The following is an 18,906-nucleotide window of genomic DNA, read 5'->3' as shown; positions in this document are numbered from 1 at the left end:
TACCTCTTAAAAATTTATCTCAAATGATTGCATGTTAATCATTTGATGCCATCCACCTTTTGGCGAGCAATCATAATTTCAGCACTGCAAGTTAATTGACCATCAACATGGGCAGTGCACTCAAATTTATAAACATCTCGTTTATTCATCATAACTTTTGAGCGAATCACCAGCTGATCGCCTGAGGTAACAACTTTTTTAAAACGAACTTTATCCACACCTGCAAACAAGTATAGATAACCATCATCAGCGGTCTGCCCTGCACTGATGAAACCTAAAATACCCGATAGCTGTGCCATTGCTTCAACTTGTAGTACGCCTGGCATGATTGGATTGTCTGGAAAATGACCGTTAAATAACTCTTCATTGATACTGATATTTTTATATCCTGTGATCCACTCATTGGGTTTACAAGCGGTCACTCGGTCAATCAGCATGAATGGATAGCGATGCGGCAAATAATGCTTAATTTGGTTATAGTGCAGTGGCAATGTGACACCACGATCACTCAATGCGTGAATATCAGCAGCCTCTAATAAATCAAAATCAATGTTTGAAATAGACATAAATTTCCTTATGAATAAAAGGATAAAAGATTATTTTTATTTACCCATACCCAATTCAATCAATCAATCAAAAAAATGAACACACCCAGCCCATTAACCAATCAAACTTTGGGTTATTTTTCACCCATTTGACGAAATCTTGCCGCCGCACGCCGCCACTTTAAAGAAGGCATGGCAGCAGTACCAGAAGAGTAACTTCCTGATTTTTGGATATTGGCAATGACCATACTCATACTGGTAATGGTGACATCATCAGCGATTGTCAAATGCCCGCTGATACCCACCGCACCACCAATCAGGCAATTTTTACCGATTTTGGTGCTGCCTGCAATGCCACAGTTGGCAGCAATGGCTGTACCACGACCAATGTGAACATTATGAGCAATTTGTACCAAATTATCAATAATCACATCATCACTAATGACAGTATCATCCACCGCACCACGATCAATACAGGTATGGCTACCAATACGCACATGATTACCAATAATCACTCGCCCCAGCTGTGCAATACGCTGCCACTGTCGTCCATCTTGAGTTGCTACAGGGGCAAAGCCAAACCCTTCTGACCCAATATTTGCATGGCTATGAATGCGTGTTTGCTCGCCAATGATGCAATCATGATGAATAACAGCAGCAGCATCGATTTGACTGCCTGCACCGATTTGGGTACGCTCACCGATAATCGCACCTGCACCCACTACAACGCCATCAGCCAAAACCACTTTTTCACCAATGACGGCATTTGCACCAATACTAACTTGATTACCAATAACAGCTGAATCTGCAACGATTGCCGTGTGGTGAATGCCTGTCACACATGAAGAGACGAACAGTGTGCTAACACATGCATAGGCCAAATAAGCATCTTTGACCAATACATACAAACACTTAGGGTTAATCATCCGTGCTTCATTGATGAATTGTTCAGATAATAGTACAACTCCTGCATTTGTTTGATTGAGTTCATCAAGATATTTTGCTTTTGCCAAAAACGCAACTTGATGCTTGGTGGCTGCCGATAAATTTGCCACGCCTGTTATCTTAATACTGCCATCAATATCATCTTTATTAAGCACGCTCTGATATTTTTCGATGGCAGTCATCATTTCATGAAGACTTGGCATTAAAAGACACTACCAATCTGGAACTGTACCGTATCGGTCTGATCATTTTGTTTTTTATTTAATGGCTTGGCATAGCTAATAGATAAAGGTCCAATGGGCGTATACCAAGTTGCACCAACACCAGCACTATAACGCAACTGTTTATCTTGGGTTAGTAACGGGCGATTGGCTGCTTTTGCATTTTGCTCAGCTGTTGCTTGTGGGTCTTTAAATTGGGTTAAATCAATGGTTTGTTTATCCATACCTGTTGTATCAAAAACTTGACCACCCTCAATGAATATCACTGGACGCACCTGATCCACCCAATCACCTTTAAATGGCAAAGGTAAAATCAGCTCACTACCGAAAGTTGCCAAAGCATTACCGCCAACAACCTCTCCTAGTATGGTTTGTTGACCACGACGAGCTGTCAAATAGGCTTGTGAGCGTGGACCCAAAGAGGATTGATCATAGCCACGAACCGAGCCATAGCCGCCTGCATAGAAATTTTCATAAAATGGTAAATTATTGCCATAGCCTAACTTGGCGTATCCACGCAAGACTGATTTTTTGACAAATGGGCGATAGATATTGCCTTGATAAACCACTTTTTGATGAGTTTTATCACCAAAGCCGAATGTTAAATCCACATTATGACTCATACCTTTGGTTGGGAATACTGGGCGATCTAAGCTTGAGTAACTCCATCCCAAGATGGCATTATAGCTAGTATAGTCATTTTTAAAATCAGGGATGCCATTGGCATCAACTGAAATGTCACCACCATCATCAATCAGCTGCTTGACATTACTAATACCCATAAAACGACCACCACGCACTTCAGTATTATCGATATTCACCCCTAGACTTAATCGCTGATTTTCATCGATCGGATAGCCATAGCTTAATGAGCCGCCATAAGAATCAAGTACATAATTACTGATATTCTTGTTATCATACTTGGTTTTACGATAGTAGCCACTTAAGCTTTGCGAGACACCATTCACGGTAAAGTATGGGTTGGTCATACCCAAACTATACACCTCACGGGTCTCAGAGCGAGAAAACGAAGCATTGACACGCTTACCTGTACCCATAAAGTTATTTTGAGAAACATCAAATTGAAAAGTTACACCACCACTTTGAGAGTAGCCTGCTGCGATGGTTGATGATCCTGAAGGTTGTTCTTCAACCACAAAATTCACATCAACCTGATCAGGTGAGTTGGGTACTGGACGGGTATCAACGGTGACATTTTTAAAGAAACCTGTGCGCATTAGGCGTGCGCGTGACAGCTGAATCTTTTGGTTGGATGCCAACGCACCTTCAAGTTGTCGCATCTCACGGCGGAGTACTTCATCTTGGGTCTTAAAGTTACCTGTAAAATTAATACGGCGTACATAGACAGGGCGTACAGGGTCAATATAATATTCCACATCAACCGTACGACTTTCATCATTAATGCGTGTTACAGGACGGATTTGAGCATAATAATAGCCATCGTCACCAAATTTGGCACTGATATTGTTTGTTGTTTGCTCAAGCATGGCTTGTGAAAACCCGTCTTCTGCCTTGAATTTAAGCAGTGCTTCAAGTTCTGCCTGAGTATAAGTTAAATTACCCAAAAACTGTGTCTGTCCAAAGCGATATTGCTCACCTTCATGCAATGAAATTTCAACAAAGATACGGTTTTTATCTTCATTAATATTAAGCTTGGCATCTTTAATCTCAAAACGCACAAACCCTGCATTGAGATATTTAGCACGCAAATTCTCTAAACTGGTAACCAGCTTTTCTTGAGTATAACGGTCAGCTTTAGACAGTGGATTGATTTTATTATCCTTAATCGCAAGCACATCAATCAAATCTGCATCGCTAAAATGCTGATTGCCAATGATATTAATATCAACCACCCGTGCAGGTTTACCTTCGGCAAAGGTCATATCAAGCTTAACACGATTACCATCAAGCATCGTCTGTTTGACAGTAATTTCGGTATTATAATAGCCTTGTGATATATATTGATTGGCAAGCTCGGTTTCAATCATCTGTACCGTGGCTTGTTTTAGTGGTTGACCCACAGCTAAGCCAGCATTTTTTAGCCCTTCTTGTAGACCTTCTTTTGGAATTAAGCGATTGCCCTCAAAATTAATCTCAGCGATTAACGGCCTTTCGGTTACCTGATAGATGATACGCCCTTCTTGATGATAGACTTGCACATCTGAAAAATTGCCTGTTGCATAAAGTGCTTTGACACCATCAGCCAATTGTGCTTCACTCACCACTTGACCCAAGCGAAACGGCAGCACGCTTTGTAAGCTTTCAATGGTCACTCGCTGTAGTCCTGTGATGGCAATGTCATTTGCCACAAAATCCGCCGCTTGGGCATGAGTTGACATTACCATCATGACAGCCATTGTCATTGCACTGACCTGAAAACCTTTAAAATATGAATTACGCATAAGTCTATCCAAACTTAATTTTTAAAATTTCTAAAAATAAGGTATAAAAATGTATCAAAAATTTTCTACACCAAAATTTATATTGTGTAAAGGTAAGCCAAAAAGTTAAATTTGGCAAGTATTTCAGCTTAAAAAAACCAAAAATTTTGTTAACAGTACGATAAATCAAAACTTAGCCAAAAAATCGCATGATATCGTTACTGATTGCAAGTAACATGAAACAAAAAAGCAAAAGCGCACCTGCTTTAAATGCCGCCATCTGCACCGCTTCATTCATAGATTTACCCATAATCCATTCATAAGTATAAAATACCAAATGCCCACCATCTAACACTGGAATGGGTAAAAGATTCAGTACTGCCAAGCTTAAGCTGATGATTGCAGCTGTCGATAGTACTTCTTGAAATCCCAACTCAAAACTGGTCTTAGAAACATCGGCAATGGCTATGGGGCCTGATAGATTTTCAATGCCAATCAATCCTGTAATCATCTTACCCATCGCATCCAAGGTCATCATTGATAAATCATAAGTTCGTCGGGTGGCTTGGGTGAATGCCTCACCGACACCATATTGAATCGTCATACGATATTCATCAGGAATGAGCGTATCGGTATCAATTTGGGGGCGAATACCCAGTTGACCGACCACGCCGTTTTGTGTCTTTACACCACGGGGCATTAATTTTAAATCAACCTGCTCACCTTGACGCATGACTGTCACATCAAGCATGGTTTCTGGATTTTCCTGAATAATTTTGGTGGCACTTAGCCAATCATTGATTGGTTCGCCATGAATAACCGTGAAGACATCGCCAGTTTGTAGACCCATCAACGCACCAGCACCGTCAGAAAGCACCTCGCCGACCACAGGTGAAATGATGGGTTGATAAGGTAAAATACCCAAACTACTTAAAGGATCATTAGGCTCACGATGCTCTTTGGTCTGCATAAAATGCAAAACCTTGGCAGTTTTTTGAAGTACTTGCCCATCACGATTGACACCAATGTGAATGGTGGTACTTTCACCCATTTTAGATGCCAATGCGTAGGCGGTCTGCTGCCAAGTATTGACTGATTTTGAATCGATACTGATAATTTTATCACCAACTACCAAACCACTGGCAGCCGCAGGTGAATTGTCAATAATTTCACCAATTCGGGTGTTAAGCTGCTCACTAGGTAATAAAAATAGCACCCAAAACAGCCCAATGGCAATCAAAAAATTCATGACAGGGCCAGCTGCAACGATGGCAATTTTTTTTAAAGGGTGCTGATGATCAAACGCAACTGACTTTAATTCATCTGTGACAGATTCATGACGACCGTCCAGCATTTTAACATAGCCGCCCAAAGGAATGGCGGCGATTTGGTAGCGTATACCTGAGCGTTTAGAAGTCCAAGCAAGTAGTTTTGGCCCAAAACCAATTGAATATGTTTGTACCTTAACCCCACATAAACGAGCAACGATATAATGCCCAAACTCATGTAAAGCAACCAAAGGCCCGAGTATACAAACAGCGGCAAGAAACATATATAATGCCGTCATAACACATCACCTTGTTTAAGTAACTTTATCTTAGCCATGGCAATCTTACGAACCTTTTTATCCATCGTCAATATACGCTCAAGCCCTAGCACTTCATCACCAAAATCCTGTGAATAATCTTGGGTAATTGTCTTATCATCTAGACACGCCTTAACAATCACAGCAATATCTGTGAGACAAATTTTTTCTGCCAAAAAAGCCTCTACCGCAATTTCGTTGGCAGCATTTAGTGCAATACACGCTCCCGTACCCAATCTTGCGGCATGTCGTGCTAATTTTAGACAGGCAAATTTATCCAAATCTGGCGCCAAAAATTTCAGACTGCCAAGCTGATACAAGTCTAAAGGCATGACGCCTGATTTGATACGCTCAGGATATGCCAATGCATGTGCAATGGGTGTTTTCATATCAGGCGTACCTAACTGTGCCAAAAAACTGCCATCAACATATTCCACCAAAGAATGTACGACGCTATTTGGGTGAATCACCACTTGAATTTGATGCTCTTTTAGGTCAAATAAATGGCAAGCTTCAATCAGCTCAAGCCCTTTATTCATCATCGTAGCAGAATCAATGGAGATTTTTTGACCCATTGACCAATTGGGGTGATTGACCGCTTCTTTGACACTGGCGTTTTGCATTTGCTTGATTGACTTATCCAAAAAGCTGCCACCAGACGCTGTTAGCCACAGTTTTTTGATGCCATAGGCTGTATGGTGAATGGCAGTATTATCTGCTTGAATGGCGGCAGGCAAGCACTGATAAATGGCATTGTGTTCTGAATCAATTGGTAGAATGGTTGCACCGTATTTTTTGGCAGTTTTGATGACCAAATCACCCGCCATCACAAGCGACTCTTTATTGGCTAATAAAATTCTTTTGCCTGCACCCGCTGCCGCCAATGTAGACGACAGGCCCGCTGCACCAACAATGGCTGCCACCACCGTATCTACCGCTTCATCACTGGCAATCTCAATCAAACCTTCATCGCCTGAAAGTATGACAGTATCCAATCCTGCATCAGCAACTTTTTGGCTTAATTGTTCATAATTATCAGGCGAGGTGCAGATTTTGACAGGGTTAAATTCCATCGCCAATGCCAATAATTTATCGGCACGAGAAAATCCTGTTAATGCATGAATACGATAACGATTGGGATGCTGACGAATAATTGCCAGTGTACTATTACCAATAGACCCTGTTGCACCAAGTATCGCCAAAGATTGAAGCGTATCTGCCATTATTATCCTTAAATTTATTCTAATAATATTTTTTGATTTAATTAATAAATATAATTAATAAACATAAATTAATCCATCTCATTCATCAATCACGCTCATCAAAAAGGCACTTGCATGGTTGCAAAGTACATTTTTATCCAAACTTCTGTAAAAATACCAAGTTTTAATAATAGCCAAAAACCCAATGCAAATATCGGTGTCGCTGAAAGTAGCGAATCAATTCGATCCAAAATACCACCATGACCTGGTAGAATTGTCCCAGAATCTTTGATGCCTGCACGGCGTTTTAGCATAGATTCAAATAAGTCGCCCAGTACACTGGCAAGTACCGTTAGCCAAGACAAAATCAAAAACAATACCAATGACATACCAGACAGCTGCAAATAATAACCAACTGCCACAGTGACCACTCCAGAAACCATTAAGCCACCGCATAAGCCTTCAATACTTTTATTGGGTGATACATTGGGTGCCATTTTTCGTTTGCCAAATTTTCTGCCAACAAAATAAGCCCCACTATCAGCACACCATACCAATAAAAACACATACATCAGCCACCAAGGCGACATCTGCCAAAGCCCATACATGGCGGTGATAGCAGCGGTGAGAATGACCGCACCCATATACACCAGTCGCCTACCATACCATCGTTCTTTATTGGGGTATTGTGCGACCCATGCCGTTGCCATTACCCAAATACCCAGCGATACTGTCCACCAAAATACCCAAGTCCAAGGCAGTGCAACCGATAACATGGTGATGATTAAAACTGCCAAAATAAACTGTACAGGCTGTCTGCATTTTGGCATGAGTTTTGTCCATTCATGTGCAGCGATCAAAACCCCAATGGCTAATAGTGGCAACACAAAAATCGGCATTGAGCTTGCAAATAACGCAAATCCAACAATCAAAACCAAAATTATCGCCGTTTTTATTCGTTGCCACATTACTAAAACATCCTTGCAAAAAGTTATCAATTTTAAAGTGCTTTAACTATCAGTTAAATTCAGCACTTAGGTTTTTTGGATTTGTTCACTTGTCATGCCAAATCGACGCTCACGACCAGCAAAAATACGAATCATCTCATCAAGCTCATCACAGCCAAATTCAGGCCATAATGTGGGCGTAAAAAACAATTCAGCATATGCCGCCTGCCAAAGTAAAAAATTTGAAATGCGGTACTCTCCGCCTGTACGGATAAGCATATCCACCGGTGGCAAATCAGCCAATTCCAGCTGCGCGCCGATCGTCTGAGTATCAATACTATCAGCGCAAAGCTTGCCTGCCTCAACTTGTTTGGCAAGTTTTTTGGTGGCATTGGCAATGTCCCATTGTCCGCCATAGCTGATAGCAATCACCAAAGTCATCGCATCAAAATGCGCCGTCTTTACTTCTGCCTCTGCCATAAGCTCTACCAAGTCGCCATCGATTTGACTTCTATCACCGATAAAACGCAGACGGATACGGTGCTGATTCATGCGTGGTAGCTGCTCGTAAATCGTTTGGGACAAAAGACGCATCAAAAGATCCACCTCATCTTTTGGGCGTGCCCAATTTTCACTTGAAAATGCAAATACCGTCAGCACCTCAACCCCTAAAGCCAAACAATGCTCAACAATCGGATCAAGTGCATCTTTACCCGCCACATGGCCTGCACCTGTTGCCAGCTGTTTGGATTTACCAAAGCGATTATTACCATCCATAATGATGGCAATGTGCTTGGGAATGATGGGTAAAGACTCACAAATTTGGGTTGTCATGGTGTTACAATTACCGTCATTTAACTTTAAATCTAATCTAAATAAATGAATAACATGGATAAAGAAAACTCCTTACCCATGCTATCTTTCATTTATCGTCAATCACACTTCCATCAGCTCGCTTTCTTTTTTCTCTAGGCGACTATCAATGGTTGCGATGAATTTGTCCGTTAATTTTTGAATGTCATCTGAAGCACGGCGTTCATCATCTTCTGATATTTCTTTATCTTTTAGCAAATCTTTAATATCGCTTAGCATATCACGGCGAATATTACGCACAGAAATGCGTGTTTGCTCAGCATCATTGCGAGCAATTTTTTGCATATCACGGCGTGTCTCTTCGGTCAAAGCAGGCATTGGGACACGAATCACATCAGCGGTCATTGGATTTAGACCCAAATCCGCTTCACGGATTGCCTTATCAACAGCTTGTACCATAGACCGCTCAAATGGCTGCACCAATAAAGTGCGACTGTCTTCTACATTGATACTGGCTACCTGATTTAATGGTGTATCAGAACCATAATAACTGACCATCACGCCTGATAAAATCCCTGGATGGGCTCGACCAGTACGCAGCTTACTAAAAGCAGCTTCCAAAGATTCAATAGATTTTTGCATGCGGCTTTCGCCATCTGTTTTAATTTCATTAATCATAAAATTTCCTTAATCATCACAATTGTCTAAATCTTTAACTCAATTTTATCTCACATATTTCATATAAATAAATTTTATATGAATATTAAGGTATAAATGCTAAGCTTAGTGATAAACTCGTGTACCTTCAGCCTCACCCATAACCACATTCAGCAGTGCATTTGGTTTATTCATATCAAAAACTTGTAGCGGCACATTATGCTCTCGGCATAACGCAATCGCTGTTAAATCCATCACACCAAGCTTTTTTTCAAGCACTTCATCAAAACTCAAACTGTCAAATTTAACCGCATTATCATCGGTTGTTGGATCTTTATCATACACACCATCAACTTTGGTTGCTTTTAAGATCAAACCTGCTTCAATCTCGATGCCACGCAAGCACGCTGCGGTATCTGTGGTAAAAAATGGATTGCCCGTACCCGCCACAAAGATACACACCTCGCCATTATTTAAGTGGCGTATCGCATCACGGCTAGAATATGACTCAACCACTGTATCAATGGCAATCGCTGACATTAGGCGAGTTTTAATATTTCGGCGTACCAAGGCATCACGCATTGCCAAACCATTCATCACGGTTGCGAGCATGCCCATTTGGTCACCTGTCACACGACCAACCAACCCTTGTTTTTGTAGCGTACTACCACGGTACAAATTGCCACCACCAACAACAATACCAACTTGAACACCCAGCCCTCGAAGATGTGCAATGGATAGGCTCATTTGATCCAAGATATTAGCATCAATGCCCATATCACGACCGCCAGCCAGCGCTTCACCCGATAGTTTTAATAAAATGCGTGAAAATTGTGGATTTTTATCAGACATACAGCCCCCAAGCTGATTAAAGTGGCTTATTTCGCCCTTACAAAATTAGGACATATTTTCCCAATTTTAGCATATTTCATCAATTTTTGATACTGATAAATGTGAGCAATCTAACCATCATCATTTTTAACCATTGCTTAAAATAAAAAATCGGGTGTCATACAATCACCCGATTTTTTATTATCTGATACGATTAAAGTAAAGAATTTACCGCATCCACCACGGCTTGGGTTGTGATACCAAAATGCTCAAACAATACCTTGGCAGGTGCAGACTCTCCAAATGTCGTCATACCAACAACCTTGCCATCTAACCCAACAAATTTATACCAATAATCCGTGATTGCCGCCTCAACAGCAACACGCACACGAACATCAGATGGTAACACACTTTCGATATAACCACTGTCCTGCTTAACAAAAATCTCAGCACATGGCATAGAAACCACACGCACGCCTTCTAGTTGCTCATACGCCTGCATCGCAAGCTCAACTTCAGAACCTGTTGCGATGATGATTGCTCGAAGAGTACCTATTTCGGGTGCTAAAACATACCCGCCTTTTTCGATATTCTGAATTTGCTCATCGCTGCGAGATTGAAATGTCAAATTCTGACGAGATAAAATCAATGATGAAGGGGTAGTTTTTGTTTTCAGTGCCATCTTCCATGCCACTGCTGTCTCAACAGTATCACAAGGACGCCATACATAATGATTTGGGGTCATGCGTAAATTAGCAATCTGCTCGACAGGCTGGTGCGTTGGACCATCTTCACCCAGACCAATTGAGTCGTGAGTATAAACATTGATCACACGCTGCTTCATCAGCGATGACATACGCACAGCATTACGAGCATATTCCATAAACATCAAAAATGTCGCTGTGTAGGGGATAAATCCACCATGCAGTGCCACACCGTTGGCAATCGCTGTCATGCCAAATTCACGCACACCATAATGAACATAATTACCATCGGCGTACTCTTGAACGCCTTTAGCCCCTGACCATAAAGTTAGGTTTGAACCTGCAAGGTCAGCTGAACCGCCCAAGATTTCAGGTAAGTGTGGTGCAAGTGCTGCGATGGCGTTTTGGCTGGCTTTGCGTGTGGCGATACTTTCTGCTTTTTGGACGCAAGTTTGGATAAATTCATCTGCCAGCTGATCAAAGTTCTCTGGCAAATCACCACTGAAACGGCGTAAAAGCTCAGCAGCTTCCTTAGGATATTTATCTTGATACTCAGCAAACTGTTTATTCCAAGCTGCTTCATCGGTACTGCCTTTGGCGGTGGCATCCCAAGCACGATACATCTCATCGGTAATTATAAAAGGCGTGGTGTCCGCCCAGCCCATTTGCGTGCGTGTCAAAGCAATTTCGTCTAAGCCTAAAGGTGCGCCATGGCTAATTTCTTTACCTTGTTTATTAGGCGAGCCCAAACCAATAATGGTTTTGCAAATAATCAATGTCGGTTTGGCTGATTCTGCTCTGGCTTGATTGGTGGCATCACGAATGGCATCAGCATCATGCCCATCAATTTTTAACACTTGCCAGCCATACGCTTCAAATCGTTTGGCAGTATCATCAGAAAACCAACCTTCAACCTCGCCATCAATTGAAATGCCATTATCATCATAATAAGCAATCAGTTTACCAAGCCCCAAAGTACCTGCCAGTGAGCATGCTTCATGGCTAACACCTTCCATCAAACAACCATCGCCCAAAAACGCATAGGTAAAATGATCAATAATTGCATTGTCAGGTTTGTTAAACTGTGCTGCCAAAGTCTTCTCAGCCAACGCAAAACCAACGGCATTAGCAATACCCTGACCTAAAGGTCCTGTGGTCGTCTCGATACCATCGGCATAACCGTATTCAGGATGACCTGCGGTTTTTGAATGTAGCTGACGGAAATTTTTAAGATCATCAATGCTTAAATCATAACCAGTCAAATGTAGCAAGGCATACAATAACATTGAGCCATGACCATTAGATAGCACAAAGCGATCACGGTTTACCCATTTGGCATTTTTTGGATTATGGCGTAAAAACTCTCGCCATAGCACTTCTGCGATATCCGCCATACCCATCGGTGCCCCTGGGTGACCTGAGTTGGCTTGTTGGACGGCATCCATCGCAAGAATACGGATGGCATTGGCGTTATGGCGTTGGTTAAGTTCGATTGGCATCAGCAAAGTTCCTAACAAAATTTGCTTCATTATATCATATTTTCAGTATTTTTGGGCTTTGAAATTTGGTCATTTTGGCGATCAAGTGCTGACAATTGCCATAGCATCTCTTTGGCGATAATGCCTGATTTGTCTTGCTTAATTGCTTGTCTCATGGCCCTTGCCAAATCCGCCACAGGCATGGGTTTTAGGCTGCCAAATGGCTTTATTTGGCTGATTGTGCCCAAGACAGTCTCGCCAATTTTTTCGGCGACACGATCGGTGTTAGGGCGCTTTAATAGGGGCGGTCTGACAATCACACATCGCTCAAAAGATAAGTTTGACACCGCCCTTTCCAGAGTCCCTTTTAGGCGTGGATAAAATAGCCAAGAGTTTGCATCGGCGTTCTCAGCCGATATCAGCACATAATAAGGCACGCCATTGATCGCAGCCGCTTCAGCAAAGGCAAGCTGATACTCATAATCAACCTGCCACTGACGATCTTTTGAGCCTGCTTGCTTAAGCGTCGTACCCAAGCATGAATACAGCACATCACCCTTGACAGCCTCCGCCCAAGTTTCAGGCTGATCAAAATCAATCAGATGCACTGTCAGCTTATCATGACAGATATCCATATCTTTACGCACAAAAACATGCACGCTGTCATAATCAGGATCGGTCAGTAGCTGCTCGGTAAGTGCTCGACCTGTGGCACCTGTGGCGCCGATGACTAAGGCTTTCATTATCACATTCATCCCAGATATTTGATGGCTTGATCCTATTTATCATGGTACCCAATCAAAAAATGCCGCTATCAAAGCGGCTTTTATCTTAGGCAATCACTTCAAGTCCACCCATATAAGGCTGTAAAGCTTTGGGAATCGTGATCGTACCATCGGCATTTTGGTGATTTTCTAAAATCGCCAATAAAGTGCGACCAACCGCCAAACCCGAACCATTTAGCGTATGCACCAATTCACTTTGCTTGCCATCTTTTAGGCGAGCACTCATACGCCGCGCCTGAAAATCGCCACAATTTGAGCAACTTGAGATTTCACGATACATATTTTGAGATGGCAACCAAACCTCAATATCATAAGTTTTAACGGCACTAAAACCCATATCGCCTGTACAAAGTGTCATAACACGATATGGTAGCTCAAGCGATTGCAAGATGTCTTCTGCCTGTGCGGTCATCTGCTCTAATGCCTGCATTGAGCTATCCGCTCGTGTTACTTGCACCATTTCAACTTTTTCAAACTGATGCTGACGAATCAACCCTCGTGTATCACGCCCTGCACTGCCTGCCTCACTACGAAAACATGGCGTATGTGCGGTCAGTTTGATGGGCAAATCCTTAGGGCTAAGAATGGTATCACGAACACTGTTAGTCAGCGGTACTTCCGATGTTGGAATTAAATAATATTCTTTTTCGCCACGAAGCTTAAACAAATCTTCTTCAAATTTGGGCAACTGTCCTGTCCCTTGCAAACTGTCAGAATTAACCATATAAGGTACATACATCTCGGTATAGCCATATTTTTGGGTATGCGTGTCAAGCATAAATTGCACCAACGCACGATTTAGCTTGGCAAGATGACCTTTTAAAACACTAAAACGAGCGCCTGTCAATTTGGCTGCCAACTCAAAATCAAGCTGACCTAAGCTTTCGCCAATATCGGTATGGTCTTTGATTGTAAAATCAAACTCACGAGGCACGCCCCAGCGACGCACTTCAACATTATCAGTTTCATCACTGCCCACAGGCACACTATCATCGGGCAGATTTGGGATTTGTAGTGCGGCGGTTGTGATGGTGTTTTGAAGCTCTTTTAGCTCATTTTCGGCAGCCTTCATGGCTTCACTGACTACCTGCATTTGGTTCATAAGCTCACTGGCATCTTCACCATGTCGTTTAAGCTCACCGACTTTTTTGGCACCTTCATTTTTTTTGGCTTGCAGTGCTTCGGTCTTTACTTGGATAGATTTACGCTGATTTTCAACTTCCTGCCAAAATGCCACATCCAAATCATAACCACGCGTCGCAAGCTTGGCTTTTAATTCTTCTAGGTTACCACGCAAAAATTTAGGGTCTAACATATCAAATCCTATCAAGCACAAAAACGCCCTAAACAGCGCTTAGCGTGCAAAAATGATTAACAATAAAAATTTATGCTTATAATAGCAAATTTTCCCCCAAAACTTAAGCCAATTTCAAATCAAAGTCATCAAAAGCCAAAAAATTTTGATAAATATTAACTTTGGGTTTATTTTTTTGGATAAAATGGGTAATATAGGCAAATTCATCGTTAGGATTCATCTCAATGACCAAAGCACTTTATCCCTATACGCTAAAGCCTGTCGCTTTAAACATGAGCGAAACTGAATTTCGTGCAGCACAGTTATCATTGTTTGAAAAAGGCACAAGTCATTTTACACTAAAGTCCTTAAAGCGCACAGAGTGGATTGTGATTGCCTTGATGGTTGTGGCAGCGATCGCAGGCTTGGTATTTGTTAGTGGCTATTCGACAATCATTTTTTGGCTCATGCTGATTTTGGTTGGTGTGTATCTGCTCGCTCGCACCTTGGGTATGAAATGGTATATGAAGCGTGAATATGAAAAACAAGTGGCAAGTACCCAAATGCCTGAACAGCTTCACACTCTGCAATTAGGCGTACAATCACATGGGCTTGTTATGGCGATGCCTGCACCCACCGATCTGATGAAATCTCCACAAATGCGAGGTATGCAAATGCGTGCAGGTGCAACGCAGTCAGCAACCATACCTTGGCATACAGTGAGCAGCTGGGATGAGACAGATGACTATTTATTCATGATGTTTGACATGAAAGGTCAAAAAGGTAGCCAAATTATCCCAAAACGCCTTGAAAAACAAGGTCTACCCATCGATACCATCAAAAAGCACCTAAGCCAAGTTAGACCAAAAGGCTTAGAGTCTATGGTTCAAACGCCTTAATCAAGATAACCACGACAATCGAGACCAAATATGACACCAAATCGGCAGAAACACTCTGCCGATTTTATCATTTGACTTTGCAGTATTATCCACCCATCAAGGCTTAAAATCTCTGGCAGCAAACACGCTGTTTTTATCATGATTTAGCATGGTAAGCAGCGCATGGTGATTTGACGACCGCGCCACTTGCTCAGCTTGAGCGAGCGACTGTAAGGCTCGATCATATTGGGCCTGCCAAAGCTCAACTTGGCTGCGAGTGCGCAGTGCGTGAATTTGTGCCATAGCTTTGGCAGCAGGATCAGCGGCTTGATTTGCCATCTGCTCATAAGCGCGAAAACTGATTTGCCAAGCTTGAATATCAAATGAGCCATCTTTGGTCAATTCGCCCAATAAGCCCAAAGCAGGCACAGGCTGATCTCGATCAAGATAAACCTCTGCCAATGCCAAGCGCAGATCGCGCCGCTCTGGATAAATGCGCTGACAAGGCTCCAACGCCGCTAAAGCATCATCATACTGCCTAGCTTGGCTGTACACATAAGCTTGGGTGAGACACATGATCGGGTCGTATCGATCAAGTTCAATGGCATCAAAGACATGAAACGCCTCTTGATGACGACCTTGGTCTGACAAATTCATCGCAAGGCTCAATTTGGCGCCATCGCTGTGCTTGGCATTGGCGAGCAGCTCAGCATGGGTGGTTTGTTCGGTTAAATATTTGATGCGCCAATACAGCTGATCAAACAGCACCGCCTGAGACTGTAGCGCCGCTTGATTAGGCTTGGCATAGGCTTGGGCGCGCGCGGTGGACTCGGACAACCGCTCAGCGGTAAACGGATGTGACTGCACAAAACTTGGGATAAATGCGTTTTTGGATTGATTCAAATTCAGCTGCCTTTGCATCCGTCCAAAAAATCTTGGCATCGCTCTGGCATCAAAGCCTGACTGCGCCAAAATCTGCATGCCCACACGATCAGCCTCTCGCTCATGCTCACGACTGAATTTGGCAGCATTTTCGGCGCTTGCAGTTTGTGAGCTTGCCATCACAGCCAGTACAGCATCGCCGCCACCTGCTGCCGACGCGGCGATCGCTGCTAATAAGCCGCCCAGCTGTAAGGCAAGTAGGCGTTTATTATTATCAAGTCGATGCTCGTAGTGCCTTTGGCTGATGTGCGCGATCTCATGTGCGATCACACTTGCCATCTCATCTACCGCTTGGGCTGCCATCACTGTCCCAGCATTAATCCCAATCAAACCGCCTGGCACTGCAAAGGCATTGATATTATTATCAGCGATCACGACCGTGTGATATAAAGGCATCGTGCGCACTGTGGCATTCATCTGAGCGCTCATCTGCGCGATCACCTGATTGACCCAAGGATCGCGAATCAAAGGCAGGCTTGCATTGATCTGCCTAAGCGACCAAGCGGCGATCTGCTCATTGCGATGCTTGTCATAAAACCCTTGAGTGGTTGCAGCTGGCATCTGATAGGCTGACTGTCCCTGATATACTGGTCCACTCTGGGCAAATGCTACGGTAGCCCCAGCCCCACTGCCCATCAAAGCTGCCATAATGGCACATCGAATGACTTTTGGATGACGCATGACTTATCCTTTTAAAAGTTCATTCAAATTATACCCCATAACTTTGGCTGCGCACGCCTAATTTTAGGTGTTTATGTTGCTGCTATTGACATCAAGGTTACATTTTGTCAAAATAAGCTGCCCCCAAGTCATTTTATGAAATATTGAAGTTACATAAGTCTTGAATGGGCGGCAGCCTCTACTTGGGAATCTTCACACATTTTAAGGATAAAAAATGCAATTACCGATGTTTACTCATACTCGTTTAGTGCTTGCTTTTGGTATTGGCGCTGCTTTGACTGCTTGTGGTGGCGATAAGCCTGCCGACACCGCCGCTACTACTACTGGAGCCGCTGCGCCAGCGCCAAGTGCTGATGAGCTTTCGGATGTTCAAGAGCTGACAGTGAATAATAGGGCAGAGCCTGAATCACTCGACCCACACAAAGTCTCTGGCGTACCTGAATCAGATATTCTGCGTCAAATGTTCGTCGGCTTGACCACTACCGACCCAGAAGGTAACACCATCCCTGGCATGGCAGCTGAATGGTCAAGTGAAGACAACAAAGTTTGGATATTTAAGCTGCGTGATGCTAACTGGTCAAATGGTGACCCAGTGACCGCACATGACTTCGTTTACAGCTTCCAAAGATTGGGTGACCCAAACACCGCATCACCTTATGCAACCTATTTGGCAGATGCCAAAGTGGTGAATGCTCAAGCCATCGTTGATGGTCAATCTGCCCCAGATACTTTGGGCGTCAGAGCCATTGATGACAAAACACTTGAAGTCACCTTGTCTGAGCCTGTCCCATATTTCCCGCACATGCTGATTCATACTTCCGTCAAACCAGTGCACAAAGCGACTGTAGAAGCCTTCGGTGATAAGTGGACTTCTCCTGAAAATATCGTGGTCAATGGTCCTTATAAAATCAGCCAATGGCAGGTCAATGAGCGCATCGTTTTGGAGCGCAACCCTGCTTATTATGATGATGCTAACACCACCATTAACAAAGTAACGCTGCTTGCCATCCCTCAAGCCACCACCGATGTACAGCGCTATAAAGCTGGTGAGATTGACATAACAGCAGACGATCTACCACCTGAACAATACGACAAACTCAAGCAAGAGCTTGGCGCACAAGTCATTGAGCCGCCAAAACTTTGTACTTACTATTTTGAATTTAACCACACCAAAGCTCCGTTTGATGATGTACGCGTGCGTAAGGCTTTGTCATTGACGCTTGATCGTGACATCGTGGTTGACAGCATCCTAAAACAAGGTCAAAAAGTCGCTTATCAGTTCACCCCAGAATCTGTCCAAGACATCAATAACTTTGAGCCTGAATGGAAATCTTGGGATAAAGCCAAGCGTATCGAAGAAGCCAAAAAACTACTCAACGAAGCTGGCTATAATGAGTCTAATCCGCTAAGATTTGAGCTACTTTATAACACCAACGAGCAGCACAAAACTTTGGCGGTAGCATCAAGTGCATTCTGGAAAGAAAACTTAGGCTTTGTTGAAGTAAGCCTAAATAACCAAGAGTGGAAAACTTATCTAGAAACTCGCCGCAAGCAGAATCACCAAATGGCACGCGGTGGCTGGTGTGCTGACTATAACGAAGCTTCTACTTTCTTAAACACCTTTAAGTCAGACAACTCAAGCAACTATGGTAAGTATAACAATCCTGAGTTTGACGCATTGATGAACAAAACGCTCTTGGCTGATGTATCTGACGCTGACCGCGCCAATATGTATCAACAAGCCGAAGCCATCTTGGATAAAGACAGCGCAACCATCTTTGTTTATCAATATACCGCGCCGCGCTTGGTCAAGCCTTATGTTCACGGCTTTACCTTAAATCCTTTGGGAACTTGGCAAGCCAAAGACCTAAGAATCACCAAGCACTGATCACTCAATCATGCGCTTGAATGATTGATCACCCAGGCGGCAGTCGAGCACCTAAGCTGGACTGCTGCTTTTGCATTCACCGACGATGGATAAAGCTAAGCCGTCACT

At 43.0% G+C, this 18,906-nt stretch carries 15 protein-coding genes; 2 read left to right on the top strand and 13 right to left on the bottom strand.

Annotated features, from left to right (window positions below; translation table 11 throughout):
• Positions 1–38 precede the first annotated feature (38 nt).
• The 12 genes from fabZ to serS all read right to left on the bottom strand — a co-directional run bounded on the left by fabZ (position 39) and on the right by serS (position 14,430).
• Positions 39–566 carry a 3-hydroxyacyl-ACP dehydratase FabZ gene (gene fabZ / locus AO382_RS08515; protein ID WP_064620177.1) on the bottom strand — a complete coding sequence of 176 codons (528 nt, stop codon included), beginning with the start codon at positions 564–566 and terminating at the stop codon, positions 39–41.
• 113 nt (positions 567–679) lie between these two features.
• Positions 680–1,693 (bottom strand): UDP-3-O-(3-hydroxymyristoyl)glucosamine N-acyltransferase, encoded by a 1,014-nt coding sequence (lpxD, locus tag AO382_RS08510; RefSeq protein ID WP_064620174.1) that lies wholly within the window; start codon positions 1,691–1,693, stop codon positions 680–682.
• Positions 1,693–4,134: an outer membrane protein assembly factor BamA gene (gene bamA / locus AO382_RS08505; protein WP_064620171.1), complete on the bottom strand. Its 2,442-nt coding sequence runs from the start codon at positions 4,132–4,134 to the stop codon at positions 1,693–1,695. Before bamA ends, lpxD begins: the two co-directional genes overlap by 1 nt.
• 172 nt (positions 4,135–4,306) lie before the next feature.
• A complete protein-coding gene (gene rseP, locus AO382_RS08500; RefSeq protein WP_064620168.1) occupies positions 4,307–5,680 on the bottom strand; it encodes an RIP metalloprotease RseP in 1,374 nt (457 codons plus the stop codon).
• Positions 5,677–6,921, bottom strand: a complete 1,245-nt coding sequence (dxr, locus tag AO382_RS08495) for a 1-deoxy-D-xylulose-5-phosphate reductoisomerase (RefSeq protein ID WP_064620165.1) — start codon at positions 6,919–6,921, stop codon at positions 5,677–5,679. Before dxr ends, rseP begins: the two co-directional genes overlap by 4 nt.
• A gap of 98 nt (positions 6,922–7,019) precedes the next feature.
• Positions 7,020–7,868 (bottom strand): phosphatidate cytidylyltransferase, encoded by an 849-nt coding sequence (locus tag AO382_RS08490; RefSeq protein ID WP_064620162.1) that lies wholly within the window; start codon positions 7,866–7,868, stop codon positions 7,020–7,022.
• 66 nt (positions 7,869–7,934) lie between these two features.
• Entirely contained in the window at positions 7,935–8,681 is a 747-nt protein-coding gene (gene uppS, locus AO382_RS08485) for a polyprenyl diphosphate synthase (protein ID WP_064620159.1), read from the bottom strand.
• A gap of 102 nt (positions 8,682–8,783) precedes the next feature.
• Positions 8,784–9,338 (bottom strand): ribosome recycling factor, encoded by a 555-nt coding sequence (gene frr, locus AO382_RS08480; RefSeq protein ID WP_064620156.1) that lies wholly within the window; start codon positions 9,336–9,338, stop codon positions 8,784–8,786.
• A gap of 105 nt (positions 9,339–9,443) precedes the next feature.
• Positions 9,444–10,169 (bottom strand): UMP kinase, encoded by a 726-nt coding sequence (pyrH, locus tag AO382_RS08475; protein ID WP_064602011.1) that lies wholly within the window; start codon positions 10,167–10,169, stop codon positions 9,444–9,446.
• Positions 10,170–10,362: 193 nt separating this feature from the next.
• The gene (gene tkt, locus AO382_RS08470; protein WP_064620231.1) at positions 10,363–12,351 is read right to left on the bottom strand and encodes a transketolase; all 1,989 of its coding nucleotides are present in this window, start codon (positions 12,349–12,351) and stop codon (positions 10,363–10,365) included.
• A gap of 29 nt (positions 12,352–12,380) precedes the next feature.
• Entirely contained in the window at positions 12,381–13,073 is a 693-nt protein-coding gene (locus tag AO382_RS08465) for an NAD(P)H-binding protein (RefSeq protein WP_064620153.1), read from the bottom strand.
• A gap of 88 nt (positions 13,074–13,161) precedes the next feature.
• On the bottom strand, positions 13,162–14,430 hold the full coding sequence (gene serS / locus AO382_RS08460) for a serine--tRNA ligase (protein WP_064620150.1): 1,269 nt from the start codon (positions 14,428–14,430) through the stop codon (positions 13,162–13,164).
• Between the two features lie 224 nt (positions 14,431–14,654).
• Between serS and AO382_RS08455 the strand changes: the two genes are divergently transcribed.
• A complete protein-coding gene (locus AO382_RS08455) occupies positions 14,655–15,308 on the top strand; it encodes a YcxB family protein (protein ID WP_064620147.1) in 654 nt (217 codons plus the stop codon).
• Between the two features lie 96 nt (positions 15,309–15,404).
• On the opposite strand, the gene AO382_RS08450 is transcribed toward AO382_RS08455, so the two are convergent.
• Complete coding sequence (locus AO382_RS08450) at positions 15,405–16,910, bottom strand: M48 family metalloprotease (protein ID WP_064620144.1); 1,506 nt, start codon at positions 16,908–16,910, stop codon at positions 15,405–15,407.
• 214 nt (positions 16,911–17,124) lie between these two features.
• On the opposite strand from AO382_RS08450, the gene AO382_RS08445 reads away from it, so the two are divergent.
• The gene (locus AO382_RS08445; protein WP_064620142.1) at positions 17,125–18,798 is read left to right on the top strand and encodes an ABC transporter substrate-binding protein; all 1,674 of its coding nucleotides are present in this window, start codon (positions 17,125–17,127) and stop codon (positions 18,796–18,798) included.
• Positions 18,799–18,906: the final 108 nt, after the last annotated feature.

Source organism: Moraxella catarrhalis (assembly GCF_001656295.1).
GTDB lineage: Bacteria > Pseudomonadota > Gammaproteobacteria > Pseudomonadales > Moraxellaceae > Moraxella > Moraxella veridica.
This window is presented reverse-complemented; position numbering and strand designations above follow the sequence as displayed.

Excerpts from the sequence above, each read along its gene's own strand:
- AO382_RS08465 (WP_064620153.1), bottom strand. The coding sequence starts at position 13,073 with ATGAAAGCCTTAGTCATCGGCGCCACAGGTGCCACAGGTCGAGCACTT.
- AO382_RS08445 (WP_064620142.1), top strand. The coding sequence starts at position 17,125 with ATGCAATTACCGATGTTTACTCATACTCGTTTAGTGCTTGCTTTTGGT.
- tkt (WP_064620231.1), bottom strand. The coding sequence starts at position 12,351 with ATGCCAATCGAACTTAACCAACGCCATAACGCCAATGCCATCCGTATT.
- lpxD (WP_064620174.1), bottom strand. The coding sequence starts at position 1,693 with ATGCCAAGTCTTCATGAAATGATGACTGCCATCGAAAAATATCAGAGC.
- uppS (WP_064620159.1), bottom strand. The coding sequence starts at position 8,681 with ATGACAACCCAAATTTGTGAGTCTTTACCCATCATTCCCAAGCACATT.
- AO382_RS08490 (WP_064620162.1), bottom strand. The coding sequence starts at position 7,868 with ATGTGGCAACGAATAAAAACGGCGATAATTTTGGTTTTGATTGTTGGA.
- pyrH (WP_064602011.1), bottom strand. The coding sequence starts at position 10,169 with ATGTCTGATAAAAATCCACAATTTTCACGCATTTTATTAAAACTATCG.
- AO382_RS08450 (WP_064620144.1), bottom strand. The coding sequence starts at position 16,910 with ATGCGTCATCCAAAAGTCATTCGATGTGCCATTATGGCAGCTTTGATG.
- AO382_RS08455 (WP_064620147.1), top strand. The coding sequence starts at position 14,655 with ATGACCAAAGCACTTTATCCCTATACGCTAAAGCCTGTCGCTTTAAAC.
- rseP (WP_064620168.1), bottom strand. The coding sequence starts at position 5,680 with ATGACGGCATTATATATGTTTCTTGCCGCTGTTTGTATACTCGGGCCT.
- fabZ (WP_064620177.1), bottom strand. The coding sequence starts at position 566 with ATGTCTATTTCAAACATTGATTTTGATTTATTAGAGGCTGCTGATATT.
- bamA (WP_064620171.1), bottom strand. The coding sequence starts at position 4,134 with ATGCGTAATTCATATTTTAAAGGTTTTCAGGTCAGTGCAATGACAATG.
- frr (WP_064620156.1), bottom strand. The coding sequence starts at position 9,338 with ATGATTAATGAAATTAAAACAGATGGCGAAAGCCGCATGCAAAAATCT.
- serS (WP_064620150.1), bottom strand. The coding sequence starts at position 14,430 with ATGTTAGACCCTAAATTTTTGCGTGGTAACCTAGAAGAATTAAAAGCC.
- dxr (WP_064620165.1), bottom strand. The coding sequence starts at position 6,921 with ATGGCAGATACGCTTCAATCTTTGGCGATACTTGGTGCAACAGGGTCT.